General features: G+C 60.9%; 15 protein-coding genes and 1 pseudogene. 1 reads left to right on the top strand and 15 read right to left on the bottom strand.

Going from position 1 to position 18,066, the window contains the following annotated elements:
• Positions 1 to 21: 21 nt before the first annotated feature.
• The 5 genes from V6766_RS20780 to V6766_RS20800 form a co-directional block, all read right to left on the bottom strand.
• Complete coding sequence (locus V6766_RS20780) at positions 22 to 1,524, bottom strand: sugar ABC transporter ATP-binding protein (protein WP_448469768.1); 1,503 nt, start codon at positions 1,522 to 1,524, stop codon at positions 22 to 24.
• Positions 1,517 to 2,614, bottom strand: a complete 1,098-nt coding sequence (locus V6766_RS20785) for a strictosidine synthase (RefSeq protein WP_448469770.1) — start codon at positions 2,612 to 2,614, stop codon at positions 1,517 to 1,519. The genes V6766_RS20780 and V6766_RS20785 overlap by 8 nt, the downstream gene beginning before the upstream one ends.
• On the bottom strand, positions 2,611 to 4,731 hold the full coding sequence (locus V6766_RS20790) for an ABC transporter permease (RefSeq protein WP_448469772.1): 2,121 nt from the start codon (positions 4,729 to 4,731) through the stop codon (positions 2,611 to 2,613). The genes V6766_RS20785 and V6766_RS20790 overlap by 4 nt, the downstream gene beginning before the upstream one ends.
• A gap of 76 nt (positions 4,732 to 4,807) precedes the next feature.
• Complete coding sequence (locus V6766_RS20795) at positions 4,808 to 5,827, bottom strand: sugar ABC transporter substrate-binding protein (protein WP_448469774.1); 1,020 nt, start codon at positions 5,825 to 5,827, stop codon at positions 4,808 to 4,810.
• A 27-nt stretch (positions 5,828 to 5,854) separates the two neighbouring features.
• Positions 5,855 to 6,847, bottom strand: coding sequence for an ABC transporter permease (locus tag V6766_RS20800; RefSeq protein WP_448469776.1), 993 nt, complete (start codon positions 6,845 to 6,847; stop codon positions 5,855 to 5,857).
• A gap of 216 nt (positions 6,848 to 7,063) precedes the next feature.
• Between V6766_RS20800 and V6766_RS20805 the strand changes: the two genes are divergently transcribed.
• Positions 7,064 to 7,786, top strand: coding sequence for a FadR/GntR family transcriptional regulator (locus V6766_RS20805; RefSeq protein WP_448469778.1), 723 nt, complete (start codon positions 7,064 to 7,066; stop codon positions 7,784 to 7,786).
• A 242-nt stretch (positions 7,787 to 8,028) separates the two neighbouring features.
• Here V6766_RS20805 and V6766_RS20810 read toward each other — a convergent pair.
• From V6766_RS20810 to V6766_RS20855, 10 genes and pseudogenes are all read right to left on the bottom strand, one after another.
• Positions 8,029 to 8,211, bottom strand: a pseudogene (locus tag V6766_RS20810) (IS6 family transposase); the annotation flags it as partial.
• 155 nt (positions 8,212 to 8,366) lie between these two features.
• A complete protein-coding gene (locus tag V6766_RS20815; protein ID WP_448469780.1) occupies positions 8,367 to 8,462 on the bottom strand; it encodes a LysR family transcriptional regulator in 96 nt (31 codons plus the stop codon).
• Positions 8,463 to 8,558: 96 nt separating this feature from the next.
• Positions 8,559 to 9,920: a hypothetical protein gene (locus V6766_RS20820; protein WP_448469782.1), complete on the bottom strand. Its 1,362-nt coding sequence runs from the start codon at positions 9,918 to 9,920 to the stop codon at positions 8,559 to 8,561.
• A 72-nt stretch (positions 9,921 to 9,992) separates the two neighbouring features.
• Positions 9,993 to 11,024, bottom strand: coding sequence for an ABC transporter permease subunit (locus tag V6766_RS20825; RefSeq protein ID WP_448469784.1), 1,032 nt, complete (start codon positions 11,022 to 11,024; stop codon positions 9,993 to 9,995).
• Positions 11,021 to 12,565 carry a sugar ABC transporter ATP-binding protein gene (locus V6766_RS20830; protein ID WP_448469786.1) on the bottom strand — a complete coding sequence of 515 codons (1,545 nt, stop codon included), beginning with the start codon at positions 12,563 to 12,565 and terminating at the stop codon, positions 11,021 to 11,023. The genes V6766_RS20825 and V6766_RS20830 overlap by 4 nt, the downstream gene beginning before the upstream one ends.
• Positions 12,566 to 12,644: 79 nt before the next feature.
• Positions 12,645 to 13,601 carry an ABC transporter substrate-binding protein gene (locus V6766_RS20835; RefSeq protein ID WP_448469788.1) on the bottom strand — a complete coding sequence of 319 codons (957 nt, stop codon included), beginning with the start codon at positions 13,599 to 13,601 and terminating at the stop codon, positions 12,645 to 12,647.
• 204 nt (positions 13,602 to 13,805) lie between these two features.
• Positions 13,806 to 14,879, bottom strand: coding sequence for a LacI family DNA-binding transcriptional regulator (locus V6766_RS20840; protein WP_448469790.1), 1,074 nt, complete (start codon positions 14,877 to 14,879; stop codon positions 13,806 to 13,808).
• A 170-nt stretch (positions 14,880 to 15,049) separates the two neighbouring features.
• Positions 15,050 to 16,204, bottom strand: a complete 1,155-nt coding sequence (locus tag V6766_RS20845; protein ID WP_448469792.1) for an NAD(P)-dependent alcohol dehydrogenase — start codon at positions 16,202 to 16,204, stop codon at positions 15,050 to 15,052.
• Positions 16,201 to 17,193, bottom strand: a complete 993-nt coding sequence (locus V6766_RS20850) for a branched-chain amino acid ABC transporter permease (RefSeq protein WP_448469794.1) — start codon at positions 17,191 to 17,193, stop codon at positions 16,201 to 16,203. The genes V6766_RS20845 and V6766_RS20850 overlap by 4 nt, the downstream gene beginning before the upstream one ends.
• Positions 17,194 to 17,202: 9 nt before the next feature.
• On the bottom strand, positions 17,203 to 18,066 hold the full coding sequence (locus V6766_RS20855) for a branched-chain amino acid ABC transporter permease (protein WP_448469796.1): 864 nt from the start codon (positions 18,064 to 18,066) through the stop codon (positions 17,203 to 17,205).

The following is an 18,066-nucleotide window of genomic DNA, read 5'->3' on the forward strand; positions in this document are numbered from 1 at the left end:
TGCATTTTCCTCCCCGTCGCCCTAGTGGACCGCCGCATACATGATCTTCTCCTCCGTCGCGGAACCGGGGGTGAACTCCTCCACCACGCGGCCGAGGCGGCACACCAGGATCCGATCGGAAAGCACCATGATTTCAGGCAGGTAGGACGAAATCACCATCACCGCGATGCCGCTGTCGGCAAGATCCTCGATGACCTTGTGGATCTCCGCGATAGCGCCGACATCGACGCCGCGCGTCGGTTCGTCGAAGATCACCAGTTTCGGCTTTTGCACCAGGGATTTGGCGATCACGACCTTCTGCTGGTTGCCGCCCGACAGTTCGACAATGCGGGCATTGGGATTGATGGCGCGGATCTGGAGAATTTTCGACCATTCCGCGGTGACGGCCTCCGCTGCGCTGCTGCGCACGATTCCGCCGGGCGGGGGTTCCGTCGTGATCAGGCCCATGTGGATGTTTTGCGCGATCGTCATCGTCTCGAAGAAGCCTTCCGCCTTGCGGTCCTCGGTGATGTAGACGATGCCGTCGCGCACCGATGGCCGCGGCTCGCGATAGCGCACCGACCGATCGCCGAAATGCACCTCGCCGCCGTGGAAGATATTGCGCTTGATGACGCCGGAAATGATTTTCGCCGTCTCCGTCCGGCCGGAGCCGATCAGGCCGAAAAAGCCAGTCACTTGCCCCGAATAGAGCGAGAACGAGGTATTGTGCACCATCGATCCCATTGACAGGTTTTCCACGCTCAACAGCTTTTCGCCGGGCTTGCGGACATCGTCATCGGTCCGCTTGCGGCCGTAAAGCTCGTTGGAAAGCGAGCGGCCGACCATGGCGCGGATCACCCCGTCGCGGTCGAATGTCGATGTCACGTCGGAGGCCACCAGCTCGCCGTCGCGCAAAATGGTGATGCGGTCGGAGATCGACAGCGCCTCTTCCAGCGCGTGGCTGATGAACAGGATCGAAACGCCGTTCTTGCGCAGCCGGTCGACCAGCGAGAAGAAGTAATGCTTCTCCTCTGGCGTCAGCGTCGCGGTCGGTTCGTCGAAAATGATGACGCGCGATTTCAGCCGCACGGCGCGGGCGATCTCGACAAGCTGTTTCTGCGCCGCGCCGAGGCTCGATACAGTCGCCCATGGATCGACGTTGAAGTTCAGCGAGGACAGAAACTGCTGGGCGGCGATGTAGAGCTTGCGCAGCCGGTTGAACAGTCTCTCGTCACCGAGATAAAGGTTCTGGGCCACGGTCATCGAGGGCACGAGACTGGTTTCCTGAAACACCATGGCAATGCCTTTTGCCAGAGCGTCGGCCGGCCCCTGAAGCTGCACCTCTCTCCCATCCAGCAACAGTTTGCCAGAGGACGGCGGTGTAACGCCCGCGATCATCTTGCTGAGCGTCGATTTTCCCGCACCGTTTTCGCCGAGCAGCGCGTGGATTTCGCCCTTGCGCAGGGCAAAGTCGACATTCTTGACGGCATGGACGCCGCGATATTCCTTGGAAGCGCCCTGAAGTTCGATCAGCGTCTCATTCATCGTCCTGTCTCCCCGCTTTTGCATCGGTGGAAAGGGCAAGCACGACATCTCCCCCCTTGGAGGTCACGAAGACGCGGCCGCCATGCGTGACGAAACTGGTGATGCCGTGACGCCTGCCGTCGGCGCGGCTGTGGAAACTCGCCTCCGGTGTGAAATTTTCGGCAAAGCGGACCAGAAGACCGTAGGACCGTGTCGGTGCCCATGGCTTCAGAACGCCAAGCTGCTTGACCGCCCCGCCCTGAAGCGGTTCGCGAAAGCTTTCGCCGGAACGCAGCGCCGGAGCCATCCAAAGATCCTGCGGAATTTCGCGCATCATCGTGGTGCGGAAGTCCTTCTCGCGCAGAACGAACTCGATCATCTGCCGGCGCGGGGCAAAGAGGCAGAGCCAGATCTTCCCGGCCTCATGCGATAGGCGGCTAGGATAGGCAGGCAGATGCGCGATAATGGTCCGGCGCTTGCCATCGACCGTCAGGCTTTCGACCCGGTGACGCCACGCCTCCGAGACGGCGAGCGAACCATTGCCGAGCAGGGCGAGACCGGCAGGCCAAGCCAATTCGCCGGCGATCTGCCGGGTCTTGCCATCGACGCTGAGATGCCACACTGAACCGTCCGCGCGACGCGCCATCAGATTGCGCACCCAGTCGGCAGCGGCATCCACGGTCGAGCCGACGGCGACGAAAAGGCCCGCCTCGCTGTCGAAGCACAGCGCCGTGATCGCATCTCTGCCGGCAAGATCGGAGCCGATGACATGACCGTCCGCCGCCCCGCCGCGCAGGACGATGCCCACACCCGAAACCGCAACGGCAAGCGTTTCGCCGCCATCGCTGGCCAACGCCAGTATCTCGCCGTCAAAATGATCGACGGCAGCCGCGCCGCCCGCCGGGTCAAGCCGGTAAAGCGTATGGCCGGCGGTGAACAGGAGATCATCACCGTGAGCGACCAGATTATCGGGTGCTGAAACATCGAAGAGACTTTCGGCCTGGTCGAGCGCATCATTGGGTAGCAGGGCTCCATCCATCGGCGGCACGGTGACCGCCGCATCGCCGGCTCCGAAGAAATTGTCATAAGCGCGTTTGACGAAAGAAATCATGCCCGCCCCCAGTAAGCCTTCTGGCTCGTCCATTCCGGATCGGCGTCGGGAAGCCGATGGCGACCGATACGGTTATTGTTGATGCCGCCGAGATAGAGGTAGCCGCGATGTTCACGCACGGATGTGATCTGCGGATGGGATTCGCCGTTGAAATCCCACAGCGATTCCGTCACTTCGCCCGCAAGCGAGAATTTCAGCACACATCCGGTGTTGAGATTGGGATAAAGCCACTCATCCATCGCCACGCGCTGCGCCATGCGTCGTCGGAACGCCGGAAAGGCAAGACTGAGGTCGAAAGCGGGCGAGCGCATGCCTGCCAGCGCGCACCAGAACTTGCCGTCGGAGGCGATGTTGATGTTGTCGGGATAGCCCGGCAGATCGGCAATCACCGTCTCCACCTGCCCCTTGCGCGGTCCGTCATACCAAAAGCGGCTGACGCGGCAGGCCCAGGTTTCGGCAAAAAGCAGGGATTCGCCGTCGCCCACCATGCAGATGCCGTTGGGGAAGACCCGCCCCTTCAGCACGGTGCTGGAGCTGCCGGTCTTGGGGTCATAGGCGATGATGCGGCCATTGCCGCGCCCTTCAAGCGCATCGACGGCCCAGTCGGAGACGCCGTAGCGGATCGTGGCTTCGGAGAAATAGATCCGGCCGTCGCTGGCGATGTCGAGGTCATCGGCCATGCGGATGCGGGAATCGTCAATCACCGAGAACAGCGAGCGCGGGGTTTCATCGGAAAGCCGAATGATTTCGCGCTCCGGCGTGACCTTGTAAAGCCCCATGCCGGCGACGCACGCATGCAGATTGTCCTCGGCGTCGAAGGCAAGCCCGAGCGGGAAACCGCCAAGGTGAACGAAGACTTCCGAACGATCATATTCGGGCGCGAAGAAGCGGACGATATCTCCCTGTCTTCCACCGGTATAAAGATTGCCTTCTGAATCGAAGATCATATCTTCCGGCCCGTCCAGCTCGCCAAGGCCGATGGCAGACACATCGCCGAGACGGTCGTTGACGGCATAGGGAGAGGCGCTGCCCTTCGCCGTTTCAGGCGCATCGGGTAGCTCGAAATAGGTCGGCGAGACATAAACGCGCGACAGAAGCTTGTTGCGGTTCTTCAGCCAGCGGATATCGACGGCCACGGCGAGCAGAAGCAGGATGCCCAGAACCAGCGGCGAGGCGCCGCTTGCCAGATCAAGGCGGATCAGGCTGTTGGTCACCAGCAGAACGATGACCGTGCCGATCAACGCCTTGAACACGGAACCGCGACCGCCGCCGAGACTGACACCGCCAAGCACGGCCGCCGTCAAGACGGTGACCTCAAGACCCATACCTGCTTCCGGGCTGACGCTGCCCAGCCGCGCGGCATAAAACAACCCGCCAATGGCCGCGAACATGCCGGAAATGACATAGGTGAGGCAGACCGTGCGGCGCACCGAGATACCGGCATTATAGGCGGAACGGCGCGAGCCGCCGACGGCGAGAATATGCCAGCCGAACCGGGTGCGGCTGAGAACGATATGCGCGACGATCGCCACGGCGACCAGTAGCAGGAAATCAAAGGGCATGCCGAAGATATTGCCCTCTCCGAGGAAGAACCAGGCATCGGACATGTTCATGGCCATGCCAACATCGCGGGCATAGGCCAGCACGAAAAGGTCGACGATGGCCCGCACGACAATCAGCGTGGCCAGCGTGGTGAGGAAAGCGCGCAACCGCAGGAAGCCCACCAGAATGCCGTTGACCAGCCCGACCAGACCGCCGGTCGCGATCACGACGGGGATCGCCATGTAGAGCGGCCATTCCAGATAGTTTATCAGCGTCAGGGCGACGAAATTGGCAAGGGCGAAGACGGAGCCGACGCTAAGGTCGATGCCGCCGGCGAGCATCACGATCGCCAGTCCCATGGTGACGAAGGCGATCTCTCCCAATTGCCGCGCCAGATCGGAAAATCCCGTTGCACTCAAGAAATCGGGAATCAGCGCGCCGAATATCGAAACCACGACGATGAGGAACAGAAACGGGATCGCATTGTCGATCCAGCTTTTGGAAAGCAGCTCGCCGAGCAGATGATCGGGCACCAGTCGGTAGCGCCACTTGGCATAGGATTTTGAGAAGGACATACGGAAGACGCCTCGTCTTGAAACTGTTGGTCCGGGCGGGCGCCCCGCAGAACGCCCGCCCATCGCTCGGGAGGGATCAGAAGGGAGCCGCAGCGACGTCTTCCATCGTCCAGCAGGATGTAGAACGCATCGTCTCGCGCGAGATATCCTTGATGGGCGTGTAAAGCGCGTAGGGCTGCGAGCCGGCCTTGGCGCCGACCTGCATCACCTGGGCGATCGCATCAGTCAGATCGCGGGCCTGCCCGAAGGCGTCATAGCTGACATAGCCGCTGAACGTGCCGTTTTCGATATTGTCGCAGGCCGGTTTCTGGCCGCCGCCATTGGTGATCAGAGCGATTTCTCCGGTTTTGCCTGCCTCGCGAATGGCCGCGGCAACGCCCGCATCCATGACTTCCCAAAGGCCGACATAGCCGCAAAGGTCGGGGTTCTGCTTGATGACCGTCGAGGCGACGGCATGGGCCTTGGTGGCATCCCAGTCGGCCGACTGGCTGGAAACGACCGTGATATCCGGATTTTCAGCCAGAACATCTTCAATCGCGGTCATGGTGATGGCGTTATTCGGATTGGTCGGCGTGCCCTGCATGATCGCGATCTTGCCGGATCCGCCGTTTTTCGGCGAACACATATCGACGGCCATTTTCGCCTGATGCAAGCCGATCTCGTACCAGTTCACGCCGACATAGGCATCGGTGGTCGCGATCGATTTCAGATTGATCTGGATGACGGGAATACCGGCCTTCTGGGCGCGCATCAAAAGCCGCGCATAGACCTGCATGTCGGGATTCTGGACGACGATCAGGTCCGGCTTTTCGCTGATAAGGGTCGTCAGCGCCTGGGCGCCGGCATCGCCGCTCCAGTTGGGGTCGCGGATCGAGAAATTGTAACCGAGGCGTTCGGCCTGGATCTCCATGCCCTTGGCCCAGACTTGCGGCAGGTCGAAGCTCATGGCCAGAGGCAGGAAGACGACGTTCTTGTCCTTGAATGCCTCGAAATAGGACGGCGCGATACCGTCATCGAACTGTTCGGCATACGCGCCGGATACTGCTGTGCAAAGAACAAGCGTTGCAGCCGCAAGGCGTGCAAAGAGTTTTGACATTACAATTCCTCCCAGTGATGTCAGGATTTAAATGTCCCCTTGCTGAGCGGTCTGCTCATCGCGGGGATTGGCGACGCTATCGAAGATGATAGCAATCAACAGGACCGAACCCTTGACCAGGTTCTGCACGGTGAACGACATGTTCAGGATGGTCATGCCGTTAAGAAGGATGCCGATCAGCAACGTGCCCACGATGATGTTGCGGACGCCGCCCTTGCCGCCCGACAGGCCGATGCCGCCGAGAACCACAACCAGAATGACGTCGTAAACCATGGTCGACTGGGCAACGCGGATATTGACGGAGGCCAGCAGCGATGCGGTGACGATCCCCGCCGCATACGCGATGATTGAGGAGATCAGATATTGCAGCACGGTCAACGGCCGCACCGGAATGCCGGTGATGCGGGCGGCGGCACGATTGTCGCCCATGGCGAAGAGATAACGGCCCCAGCGACTGAATTGCAGAAACAGCCAGGCCGCCGCCGACAGGAGCGCAAACCAGATGACGGGAAGCGGAATGCCGAAGACCGAATTGGCAAGCGCGCGCAACCAGGCGGCGCTTTCGGGCAAGTAGATGACGTCGAGATCGACAAGCGCCATGCGGCCGAAACCGTAGACCACGATCGCCATGGCCAGCGTCGCGAAAATGGCGGGAATTTCGACATAGGCGACGAGCACGCCGAGAATGACGCCCACGGCGGCGGCAAAGGCGACGCCGAGCGCTACGGCCGTGAAAGAATCCACTCCCTTGTTCAACAGCGCCACCGTCCAGGCCGTCGACATCGCCATGGTCGCGACCATGGTCAGGTCAATGCCGCGGCCGATGACGACAATACCCATGCCAATGCCAAGAATGCCAAGAATGGAAACATTCTGAATCAGGGAGAGCAGATTGGACGTATCGAAAAAGCCGGGCAAAAGCAGCGAAAAACCGACGAAGAAAACCGCGGCAATCGCAAAGACGATGTTCTCTTGCGTAAGCTGCGGCATCATTCTGTTGCGAGAGGGGCCGATACCCATTCTCAATCCTCCTCAGATATCCTCACGGCAGCAGGCCGTCCGGTTGCAGGGAAATCATAGTGCGGATAGTCCTCCGGATCCGTGAAGCCACCTGTTCCCGTGGCAACCTATACAGCTAGTCCGCTTGTCTGACAAGCAGAAAATCAGTTTGAACAGACTGAGGGAATGCGGTACGGTTACATTTGGTTTTGGAATGGAGGGCTACAGACGCTTCCGATGATGAACACAGACAAACAAATCCGGCGGTTCGGCCCATCCAGAAGTTTCGCGGACAAAATCGCTGACATTCTGAGAAACGAGATTTATCGCGGCGTCTTCAGGCCCGGCGAGCGTCTGCCTACGGAAGGTGAACTCTGCTCTACATTCGGTGTTAGCCGGGCCGTCGTGCGAGAGGCGATCAGCGCCCTGAAGCAGGACGGGATTCTGGAGAGCTATCAAGGGCGCGGCATTTTCGTATCGGACCGGCCACCGGAAGCGACATTTCGACTTGCAACTGCCGATCTCGACGATCTGGAGGAGCTGCAGCAGGTACTGGAATTCCTCATTGCCCACGAAACGGCCGCGACCAGCCTTGCCGCGGAGCGACGCACGGAAGAAGAATTGCAGCAGATCAAGAAGGCGCTGGATGCGATGAACGCCGCGATTGCGCGCAACGAAATCGGCGTTGATGAGGATCTGGCCTTTCACGCGGCCATTTCGGCGGCAACGAATAATGAGTTTTTCGTCGCCTTTGGCGCATTCCTGGAAAACCGGGTTCGTCACCTCATCCGTGAGGCTCGCGCCAATAGTTCGCGGGCCGGGCTGACAAAATCAGTTCAGCAGGAACATGACGAGATTTACGCTGCAATTGTCGCACAGGACAGAGAGGCAGCCCGCAGCGCCGCCGAACGCCATCTGCGCAACGCTGCCAACCGATTGCGACAAAGAGGATTGAGATAGCTGTCCCAAACGCCCTGGCAACGGCACTGTTGCGAAGGCTCTCCGAGGCAGAGAAAGGCCCACCTTTTCCGATTGCCAGGCTGCCTTGCATCTTAAAGTTAACGACTGAGAAGCAAAAGCGCGACGTCCGCCGCGTACACCGCTCATGCCCGAGCGATCTTCTCCCACAGGTTCATCGCCACCGCACGCAGTTCGCGATGATGGTTGGAGGGGATGTCGTGGCGCGGGATATGGAAAACGTTGGCTATAACGGCCTCATCGAGGTGCCACTTGTCACCGAGCCGGCCAGATGCCCGCCGGAAAATCTCGTTAGCGAAAGCACAGCCAAATTTCTCCGCCCACGGACGAATGGTCTGATGCGAGACAATGATACCACGCGCCGCCAGCAAATCCTCGACCATTCGCAGGCTCAGAGGAAAGCGGAAATTGTAAACGCCATCTCGGCGCTGGCCGGATCAAAATGGTCCCGGAAGGAGAAGGCCGACTCGATCTGCGCCAATGCCTTGCCGATCGGGTCGTGAAGTTCATAGGCACGCGGGGTGGATCGAAGTCCGTCCGCCGTGCGGATAAATAGCTCATCCTACATGATCTCTCGAAGGCGGGCGAGGGTGCCGCTCATGGCAGGCTGAGTGCGACCGACCCGCGCGGCGGCGCGGGTGACGTTTCGCTCTGTCATCAGGGCCTCGAACCCGACAAGCAGGTTCAGATCGGGCCGGCCAGGCGATTGTAACTCGTTCCACACTCACATGGTGGAGCCTAGAATAGGTCCTGTCTAGAGTGCCTCGATACTGACCTTCACCGTGGTCTCAAGCTGGTCGGCGATCTGCATCCAGCGTTCTGCGAACGGACCATAGGCTGTCTTGATGTCAACGCCGACCGGCAGTTCCGGGCATTCATTTTCGCCGTTCGAACCCCAGTTGACCCAGCCCGACTGTTTGCGCTGAACGATCTGGAAAGCGCCGGAGGGTTTCGACGTCCACCAGACCATCGCGCGACCGCTTTCCTGGTGGAATTCGACGGTCTTGCTCGCCGGTCCCGGGAAGATGGTTTCGTGGGGGAGGGCGGAGACATCCACGGGGTCATCCGTGATGATCCATTCGCGGTCGTTGAGGTCGGCCTTGATATGCGCAGACGCGCGCACTTGCGCCAGCCTGTCGCGAATCTCGTCTTCATCCAAGACTCCTTCCCAGGCGCAGAACAGCCGCCAGTAAAGATCCCAGTGGGCGGATTCGATATCCGCGAGTTCCGTCCTGAATTCCTCAAGCTTGGCGCTGCCGGATGTCACGGTCTTGACGGTATCCGCGACCATATCGACAAGTTCTCCGGCATAAGGGTCGCCCGCTCGGTAGCGCGTTCCGCCATAGGCGGCAAAGCGATCGAAAACCAGTTTTCCCTTGCCGCCTTCGAACTCGTCGCCGACCGTGATCTTGTTGGTGACCGATCGGCCATTGATCACCGTCTGGAACGGCGTGACATCATAGCGGCGCTCGAAGAACGGCGTTCCGGCGTAGAACGTCCAGTCGATTGAGAAGGACTTTCCCTTCAGTTCGTCCAGAAGCCCGTCGGGGATTTGTCCATGCATGCGATAGTGATGCATGACAGGTCCCTTTTCGATGATCTCGATTTCGACCATCGTGTGTTCCGGCGGATTGATGAGGCCGTTTTCCGGCGTGAAGAAAGGGCCATAGAAGCCGCCGATGGCATTGTTTCCGGACGGCAAGAGTTCGAAGTCGTCACTCAGTGCCCGAAAGTGCCGCAAGCCCCATTTCGAGGAACCAAGCCCCTCTGCCTTGCCCGAGCAGAGTTCGAGGTCGAAGGCGCCGGTGTCGAGACGGACAAAGCAGTCGGTTTCGCGGCCTTGCTTTTCGCTGATCACCGGCGCGATGTCGGCCGGCAGCGCTTCACAGGCTTCCGCCAGCTCCAGATTTGCCGTCTGGTTGACGTCGACGGTCGCGACGAAACGGGTCTGCTGCGCATTGGAGCCCTGGTTTAGTCTCTGGCAGAGAACTTTTTTGCCATCGTCGGTCTTGGCCCAAAGGAGCGGCGCGTCGATGGCGGCGTTGACGGCGAAGACAATCGGCTCGCGCACGCGTGCGCCATTGAGCGGATCTTCGATCCGGATACGGTGGGTCATGTGTCGGTCTTTCACAAGGCGTGAGATTGAAGTCGGGAGGGGCAAAGGGCGCTGGACCCTTTGCGTGTTGCTCTAGCTTCGACGGGGGACCTGTTTGCGCGACAGGAAGCCGAAGTTGAATGTGCGCTGCTTGAGGCTGTCGATGGCAACGGCGAAGATGATGACCACGCCCTTGATCAGGAGCTGGGTGAAGAAAGGAACGTCCATCAGGATCAGGCCGGTGCTCAGGACACCCAGGATGACGGCGCCGATCAGCGTGCCGATGATCCGGCCGCGACCACCCGAAAGGCTGGTGCCGCCAAGAACGACCGCCGCGATTGCATCAAGTTCGTAACCGGTGCCCGCCGTTGGCTGCGCGGAAATCACCCGGGCGGCGAAAATGACGCCGGCAAGGCCCGCGCACAGGCCGGCAATGACATAGACCGCCGTCAGAATCCGCTTGACGCGCACGCCGGCCAGCTCTGCAGCCTCTTCATTGCCGCCCACGGCATAGATGTGCCGCCCGAACCGCGTGCGTTCCAGAACGAACCAGGCAATGATATAGACGACGATCATGGTGATGACGGGGATCGGCACATCAGCGAGATAACCGCTGCCGAACGCCTTGAAGTTGAGGCTGCTCGAGACGATCGGCTGTCCCTCGGTCATGGTATATGCCAGCCCGCGCAGGAAGGTCATCAGGCCAAGCGTCACGATGAAAGGCGCAAGGCCCATATAGGCGACCAGCGCGCCATTGACGACGCCGCAGGCGGCGCCGACGAGCATGCCGGAGAGAATGGCAAGCGGGGCGGGCACGCCTGCGATGGCCGCCAGCACGGCGACGACGCCGGAAACAGCGACTGTCGAGCCGACGGATAGGTCAATACCCTTCGTCAGGATGACAAAGGTCATCCCGGCTGCCAGAATGGCGTTGACCGAAATCGAGCGCGCGATGTTGAAAAGGTTGTCGAGCCGCGCGAAGTTCGGCGCAAAGATCGACATGAAGACGACCAGCCCCAGCAATACGATCAGAATGCCGACACGGTCCCACCAGCGGGCGAAGTCAAACGGTTCCTTTTCCACCTGTGGCGGCTGCCGGCGAACGGCTTCATCTTTCTGGTTCATTGTAACAACTCCTCGCCGGCCGGTGCGTTTTGCGCTGCCGTTCCGGTCGCGTGGAACATGACGTCCTGTTCGGTTGCGGATGCCGACGGCATTTCATGAACGATACGCCCGTGCCGCATGACCAGGACGCGATCGCTGATGCCGATGGCCTCCGGCAGATCGGAGGAAATCACCAGTATGGCCTTGCCCGCCTCGGCAAGCTCCTGGATCATCTCGTAGATTTCGCGCTTGGCGCCGATATCGACGCCGCGCGTCGGCTCGTCCATGATGAGCACATCGCTGTCGCGCAGGAGCCAACGGGCAACCGCCGCCTTCTGCTGGTTTCCGCCTGAAAGCGCCTTGACGGGCAGGCGGATGGCGTTGCTCCTCAGGTTAAGGCGCTTCATTTCCTGTTCGACTGCTTCCCGCTCCAGCTTCTCACGCAGGACGCCCGCGCGCACGAACTGCAGCAAGGAACTGATCGAGATATTCGCCGCGACCGTGTGGTCGAGGAACAGTCCTTGTACCTTGCGGTCCTCGGGAAGCATGCCGATGCCGTCTGCAATCGCGTCGCTTGGTCCGGCGGGCTCGGAAGGTCGTCCGTTGACGACGACCGTGCCGCTCGTGCGGCGGCCGGCGCCGAAGATCAGGCGGGCGACCTCGGTTCGGCCCGCGCCGACAAGGCCGGCCATGGCCACCACCTCGCCGGCATGCACATCGAAGCTGACGGGCCCCTCGACGCCGTCGCCGGAAAGGTCTCGAACGCTGAGGACGGATTTGCCTGGACTGCGGTGGGGATGTTCGTAGAGATGCCCGACGGACCGGCCGACCATCATGCGGACGACCTCCTGCGGGGATGTGTCCTCCATCCGGCTGGTGCCGACGAAACAGCCGTCGCGGAATACCGTGACGCGATCGGCCAGACGCCAAACCTCTTCCATGCGGTGCGAGATATAGACGAGGCCGACACCCTCGGCCCGCATCTTCGCGATGAGCGCATAGAGCTGTTCCGCTTCTGCCCGAGAAAGCGCGGCCGTCGGTTCGTCGAGCACCAGAACGCGCGCATTTTCACCGATGGCGCGGGCGATTTCGACCATCTGCTGCCGTCCGACGCTGAGTGAGCAAAGCGGCTTGCGGGGATCGATGTCAGAGCCGATCGTGGCGAGCTTTTCGCGTGCCGAATCCAGCATTGCGCGACGATCCAGTATCCTCAACCCTGTGACGGGTTCCTGGCCGAGGCTGAGATTTTCGGCAACCGTCATCTGCGGAACGGTATTCAGTTCCTGGTGAATGATCGCAATACCGTGGGCGCGGGCATCCCGTGCCGAGCGGATTTCGATTTCCTTGCCATCCATCAGGATGCGTCCGCTGTCGCGGGTAATATTGCCGGCAAGAACCTTCATCAGTGTGGATTTGCCGGCGCCGTTTTCGCCCATGAGGGCGTGAACCTCTCCTGCGCGAAGGTCGAAACTGGCATTGTCGAGCGCCAGCGTGGCGCCGTAGCGCTTGCTGATCGATTCCAATTTCAGAAGCGGTTCGGGGTCATCGGTCTGGCCTGCCATGAGGCGCTCCTTTCCCGGTGCACAGAGCGCCTTGACGCTCTGTGCTTCCGTATTTCATGCCAACTGAGCGGTCCGACCGTTACCAGCCGGGATACTCATCGACCGTGTCGCGCGTCACCAGAACGCTCGGGATGAGGATGGTCGTCTCTTCCGGAGGGTTGCCGGCAATCATGTCCTCGGCGATCCGCACGGCTTCGCGGACCATCTGCGCCGGGTTCTGCGTTGCCGTTGCGATGAAGGGCGAGCCTTCGCGCTTCAGTTCGTCGACGCCTTCGGGGCTGCCATCAACGCCGGTCACGACCACATGGTCGGCAAGGCCAGCCTGCTCGACTGCCAGAACCGCGCCAAGCGCGGAGGGGTCGTTCATGCCGAAAATGCCGTCGACATCCGGGTTTGCCGTCAGCATGTCGATGGTGACGGCGAGGCCCGAAGCCCTGTCGTTCATCGAGGACTGGTGGCCCACGACTTCAATGCCGGGGAAATCCTTGAGGACGTTGTTGCAGCCGTCGATCCGGTCGATGATTGTCTGGATGGGCGTGCCGTCGACAAGAAGGACCTTGCCCTCGCCGCCCATCTGCTCGAACAGGTACCGGCAGGATTTCTCACCCGCCTGAACGGCATCGGTCATGATTACTGCATCGGCGCCTTGGGCCGGCGTGTCCACAGCCATGACGATAATGCCCGAGGCCTTGGCCTGCTCGATGGCAGGTTCGATCCCTGCTTCATCCACGGACGAGATGACAATCAGGTCCACACCCTGCTGAATGAAAGCGTCGATCTGCGTATACTGGCGCGACAGGTCGAGTTGGGCGTCCTGGGTGTTGAGCGACGCGCCGAGCCTGTCGGCGGCGTCCTTCGCGCCTTTCTCCATGGCGGAGAAGAAGGGGTTGGACATGTCCTGTACCATCAGCCCGATCTTCTCGATCTTGTCAGGCAATTGCCGGTCTTGCGCGTTGGCAGGGGAAAAGGCCATGAGTGCGGCCAGCGCCGAAGCGGCCAGCAGGCTGCCCGGCCTTGTGTATGATTTCATTTTCATATTATACCTCCCTTGGTAGTGCGGAGCTGTTCGATAAAAAATCGCTCCGGATTGCATTGAACGACTATCAACATCGCCTTTGGCGATGCTTCCGGCAAAACGCTTCCCTTCCGGCGTGTTCCAGCACGCAGGTGGAGAATCGTCCGGCGGATTGGTTGGCTGCCTTATGAAGGCCTGGAAACCGGCTGGGCTCCGGTCGGTTTCCTAGTTTTTCTCCCTTGTTTCAGAAGTGCAGCCGCATGAACGCCGCACGACAAGTCGTGCCGGCATCTGCTGTCTGTATTCGGGTTTGTAATCCGGTTTCGTGGACTGGCTTCGTTTCTCGCTTTCGATCTGCTGCTCGATGATGGCCGTCAGCGTTTCGGCCGCGCGACTGCCGATGGATTTGCTGTCCTCGTCCAGAACGGTCAGCGGCGGATCCATCAGCGGCGCCCAGGCGAAATCGTCAAAGCTGACGACAGCCATATCGTCGGGGATGCGGATGGCTTTCTCGCGGCAAAGCTTGAGAGCGCCGAGCAGAAGCGGATTATTGCCGGCGATCAGCACATCAGGCAGACGGGCCGCTCCTTCGAGATGACGTGCGAATGCCTCCCGCGCCGCCAGATCATTGTTCTCGCACTCAATGACGGTCAGATCGGCCGCGTGCCTTGCAGCGGCGTCCCGGATGCCGCGCTCGCGTTCAAAGCGGGTGGACCATTTATCCGGATACATCAGCAGCAGCCAGTTGCCGTAGCCATGCGAAGCGATGTGATCGCCGACGGTAAGGCTGGCCGCGTAGTTGTCTGTTGTGACGCTTGGATAGTGTCCGGCACCTTCAGGCGGATCTGAGTCGACGAAGACGACCGGCACGTCCCACTGGTCAAGCAGCTTCAGGTTTTCAGGTCTTAGCGTCAGAGTGGCGATCACGCCCGCCGTGCGCGATTCGATCAGGCGCCGGACGAGCTGATCTTCAAGTTCGGCGCTGTATACGCCGTCAATCGCGATATCGCCGACGATGACGGCGCGCCCCGTGGATCTGAGCGCATGGTGGATGCCCTCCATCAGGTCCAGATAGTAGGAATTGGATGTGCTGGCGGTGATGACGGCGACGGAATCACGGTTGGCGCGCCGCAGTTCCTGCGCTGCGCGATTGGGAATATAGCCGATCTCGCGGGCAACCTTGAGGACATGCGCGCGGGATTCCGCCGAAACGCCGTCCGCTCCCGAAAGGGCGCGCGAGACGGTATAGGTCGAAAGCCCCGTGGCAACGCTGACGTCTCGCATCGTCTTTCTGCGCATGATTTCCTCCAGTCACACCAAACGCTGACTTGTCTCCTAAACGTTTAGTGTGGTTCCATTGATAACCCTAAACGTTTAGGGTGTCAAGGAACCTCGGAGCAGAATAATGAACGACCAATGCCCCAGAGGAACATCCGGGCTTCAGCGCGAAGCCCGGCGTTGGGATGCCGTCATTCAAGCATTTGCGATCCGCATATCTTTTGGTCCGCGCCCTGGTCAGAAATGCCTCCAAACCTGACAATAGGCTTTATCGTTCGGCCTGACCTGCTGTCGGCGATCGCTCCTTCAAGCTGATCCATGTCGTAGAACCGGCACAACTTGTCGAATGGAAAATTGCCGTCCATGTAAAGGTCGATCAGCCGGGAGATAAAGGCTTGGGCGTCATGGCTCTCGCCTTCGATGATGCCTTTCACGCTGCGGCCGGCCAGCAGGAAGGTCGGGTTGACGGGCACTTCCAGCGCAGGGTCGACACCGGCGAGCCAGCCGCAGGTGCCGCGCGGTGCGGTGGCCGCCAGCGCCTGTTGCATCACAGCGGGCACGCCGCTGGTATCGAGCGCGCGCAATACGCCGCCATCGGCCACGCTGCGGATGAAGGCGACCGGGTCGCCGTTCTTGCTGTTGAAGACATGCGTGGCTCCCAGGTCCCGCGCCATCTTGAGACGATCCTCTGAAATATCCACGGCTATGATGGCGGGAGCTCTGGCGACACGCGCGGCCATAACAGCGCTCAGCCCTACGGCGCCCGCGCCGAAGACCGCGAAATCGGTCGCCTCAGTGACATTGAGCGCATTGAGCACCGCCCCGGCGCCCGTCTGGATGCCGCAGGCGAGCGGGCCGAGAAGCTCCAGCGGTGCGTCCTTTCGGACCTTGACCACATTGCGATCGTAGCAAAGCGCGTAGGTGGCAAGGGAGGATTGGCCGAAGAAACTGCCGTGCACGATGTTTTTGTCTGCATCATGCAGGGTGGCGCTTCCGTCGGGGCGGTCTCCGAGAAAACAACGTTCGACCGCATGGTGGCAATAGGTGTGATCATGGTCTTTGCAGGCGCGGCAATCGTCGCAATAGTCGTAGGTCATCACCACATGATCGCCGGGCGTCACCTTTGTCACGGATGCCCCGACGGCTTCGACGATCCCGGCGCCCTCGTGCCCGGGGACCATCGGCAGGCGCGCCGGCAGCAGCTGCTCGATCGCCGACAGATCGGTATGGCAGATCCCGGTTGCGAGGACGCGCACGAGGATTTCGTTATCACGAGGAGAGTCTAGATCGAGGGGCTCGTAGGCAAGCTTTCCTGGTGCGCGTGCAACGGCGGCCTGAATTTTCATGGGAGGTCTCCTGTCCTGGGATCATGTGTCAGCGGAACGAGGTCGCGTCCGAGTTTGCTGCGTGCCAGGCCCCACAGACCCTTCGGAGCGAACAGCACGATCACGATCGACATGGCCCCGAGCGTGATCAGATAGAGCGTGCCGTAATCCTGCAGCAGTTCGCGCAGCAGAAAGAAAACGAGCGTTCCGATGATCGGCCCTTCAAGGCTGCCGAGGCCGCCAATGACGACGATGAACAGGACATAGATGGTCCAGTCGAGCATCGAGAACGAGGCGACCGGCGAAATCCGCCCCTTCTGCAGGGTTACAAGCACGCCGACCAGGCCGACCATCGGGGCGGCGAGGATGAAGCAGGCCGCGCGCACCAGACGCGTGTTAACGCCGGCCACGGCGGCGCCTTCCTCGCTGTCGCGCAGGGCGGCAAGGCCCAGACCGACGCGCGAGCGCATCAGCATCCAGATCAGGGCGAATGTCAGCACGGCCACAACGAGGACCAGGATATAGATCGTCGAGAGCCGTTCGGGCGCCCGGGCACCGAGGGTGCGCAGCAGGCTTGCCGGCAGGCTTGCGCCCGATCCGCCGCCGAAGCCGGGCAGTCGGCTGACGACAAGCATCAGCGTCTCGGCGACCACCCAGCTTCCGACCGCCAGATAGGCGGTGCGCAGCCGGTACAGCATGGCGTAGACGGCAATGCCGAAAACCAGCGTAACCGCCATCGCAGCCGGCAGCGCCGCCGCCATATGCCAGCCTGCAAGCATCGCAAACCCGTAAAACGCGTAGGCGCCGATGCCGACGAAGGCATGCTGGCCGATCACCATCACATTGCCGTAACCGGCGACGAGATTCCAAAGCATGGCGAGAGAGAGCATGGTCAGGGCCTGCGTCAAAAGCACCAGCGTTGCCGGAGAGAAGGCGAAAGGCGCGATGCAGAGGCATGCCAGACCGATGATCAGCGCCAGCCGCCCGAACAGAACCAAACCGGATGTCATGATGTCACCTCACGCTTTCGGAAACAGGCCCTGCGGGCGGGCAAGGAAGAGAATGAGAAAGACGACATGCCCGGCAAGCATCTGGTAGGCGCTGTCGATCATGCCGCCGAAGGTCTGCGCAAGGGCAATGATGATGCCGCCCACCAGAACGCCCCAGAAGCTGCCGAGTCCGGCAAGCACGACCACCTCGAAGGCAATCAGCAGGCGGCTGGAACCGGAGGAGGGGTCGAAATTGGTCCAGATCGACATCAGCCCGCCGGAGAAGGCCTCGGTGATGCCGACGAGCGCCATGGCCGTGGCCATGAGCCCCGCGACCTTGAGCCCGACGAGGTGGGCGGCTTCAGGCGCATCCGCGATGGCGCGGATTTTCACGCCGAGCGCGGTGCGGTAGAGGAGCTGCTCCAGCCCCGCGATCAGCAGGCAGGCCGTTGCGAAGATGATCAGCGGCAGAACGCCGATATTGATGTTGCCGAAGAGATGGATCGATGCCAGTTCGATGCCGCCGGCTGTCACCTTGCGGGTATCGGCGCCGTAGATGGTGAGCAGACCGTTCTGCAGTATGACCGATAGGCCGAATGTGATCAGGATGATCTGCAACTCGTTCTGGCTCGCCGCGCGTTGCAGCAATCCGAATTGCAGCAACCAGCCAATGCCGGCGCCGATCGGGATCAGAGCCGCAAGCGCGACAGGGGCGGGCAGGCCCAGGCTCTCTGTCAGCGTCAGCATCAGAAAGGACATGGCGACGATGAGATCGCCATGGGCGACGTTGATGAATTTCAGCACGCCCACGGAAATCGCCAGGCCGAGGGCGAAGATGGCATAGAGACCGCCCAGCAGGCTAGCCTGAACAATTTGGTCGAGAAGGCCGGTCAT

This window comes from Martelella sp. AMO21009 (assembly GCF_053484295.1).

What these genes read in the sequence shown, in the direction of transcription:
- V6766_RS20780 (WP_448469768.1), bottom strand. Translation starts at nt 1,524, where the DNA reads ATGAATGAGACGCTGATCGAACTTCAGGGCGCTTCCAAGGAATATCGC.
- V6766_RS20785 (WP_448469770.1), bottom strand. Translation starts at nt 2,614, where the DNA reads ATGATTTCTTTCGTCAAACGCGCTTATGACAATTTCTTCGGAGCCGGC.
- V6766_RS20790 (WP_448469772.1), bottom strand. Translation starts at nt 4,731, where the DNA reads ATGTCCTTCTCAAAATCCTATGCCAAGTGGCGCTACCGACTGGTGCCC.
- V6766_RS20795 (WP_448469774.1), bottom strand. Translation starts at nt 5,827, where the DNA reads ATGTCAAAACTCTTTGCACGCCTTGCGGCTGCAACGCTTGTTCTTTGC.
- V6766_RS20800 (WP_448469776.1), bottom strand. Translation starts at nt 6,847, where the DNA reads ATGGGTATCGGCCCCTCTCGCAACAGAATGATGCCGCAGCTTACGCAA.
- V6766_RS20805 (WP_448469778.1), top strand. Translation starts at nt 7,064, where the DNA reads ATGATGAACACAGACAAACAAATCCGGCGGTTCGGCCCATCCAGAAGT.
- V6766_RS20815 (WP_448469780.1), bottom strand. Translation starts at nt 8,462, where the DNA reads ATGACAGAGCGAAACGTCACCCGCGCCGCCGCGCGGGTCGGTCGCACT.
- V6766_RS20820 (WP_448469782.1), bottom strand. Translation starts at nt 9,920, where the DNA reads ATGACCCACCGTATCCGGATCGAAGATCCGCTCAATGGCGCACGCGTG.
- V6766_RS20825 (WP_448469784.1), bottom strand. Translation starts at nt 11,024, where the DNA reads ATGAACCAGAAAGATGAAGCCGTTCGCCGGCAGCCGCCACAGGTGGAA.
- V6766_RS20830 (WP_448469786.1), bottom strand. Translation starts at nt 12,565, where the DNA reads ATGGCAGGCCAGACCGATGACCCCGAACCGCTTCTGAAATTGGAATCG.
- V6766_RS20835 (WP_448469788.1), bottom strand. Translation starts at nt 13,601, where the DNA reads ATGAAAATGAAATCATACACAAGGCCGGGCAGCCTGCTGGCCGCTTCG.
- V6766_RS20840 (WP_448469790.1), bottom strand. Translation starts at nt 14,879, where the DNA reads ATGCGCAGAAAGACGATGCGAGACGTCAGCGTTGCCACGGGGCTTTCG.
- V6766_RS20845 (WP_448469792.1), bottom strand. Translation starts at nt 16,204, where the DNA reads ATGAAAATTCAGGCCGCCGTTGCACGCGCACCAGGAAAGCTTGCCTAC.
- V6766_RS20850 (WP_448469794.1), bottom strand. Translation starts at nt 17,193, where the DNA reads ATGACATCCGGTTTGGTTCTGTTCGGGCGGCTGGCGCTGATCATCGGT.
- V6766_RS20855 (WP_448469796.1), bottom strand. Translation starts at nt 18,066, where the DNA reads ATGACCGGCCTTCTCGACCAAATTGTTCAGGCTAGCCTGCTGGGCGGT.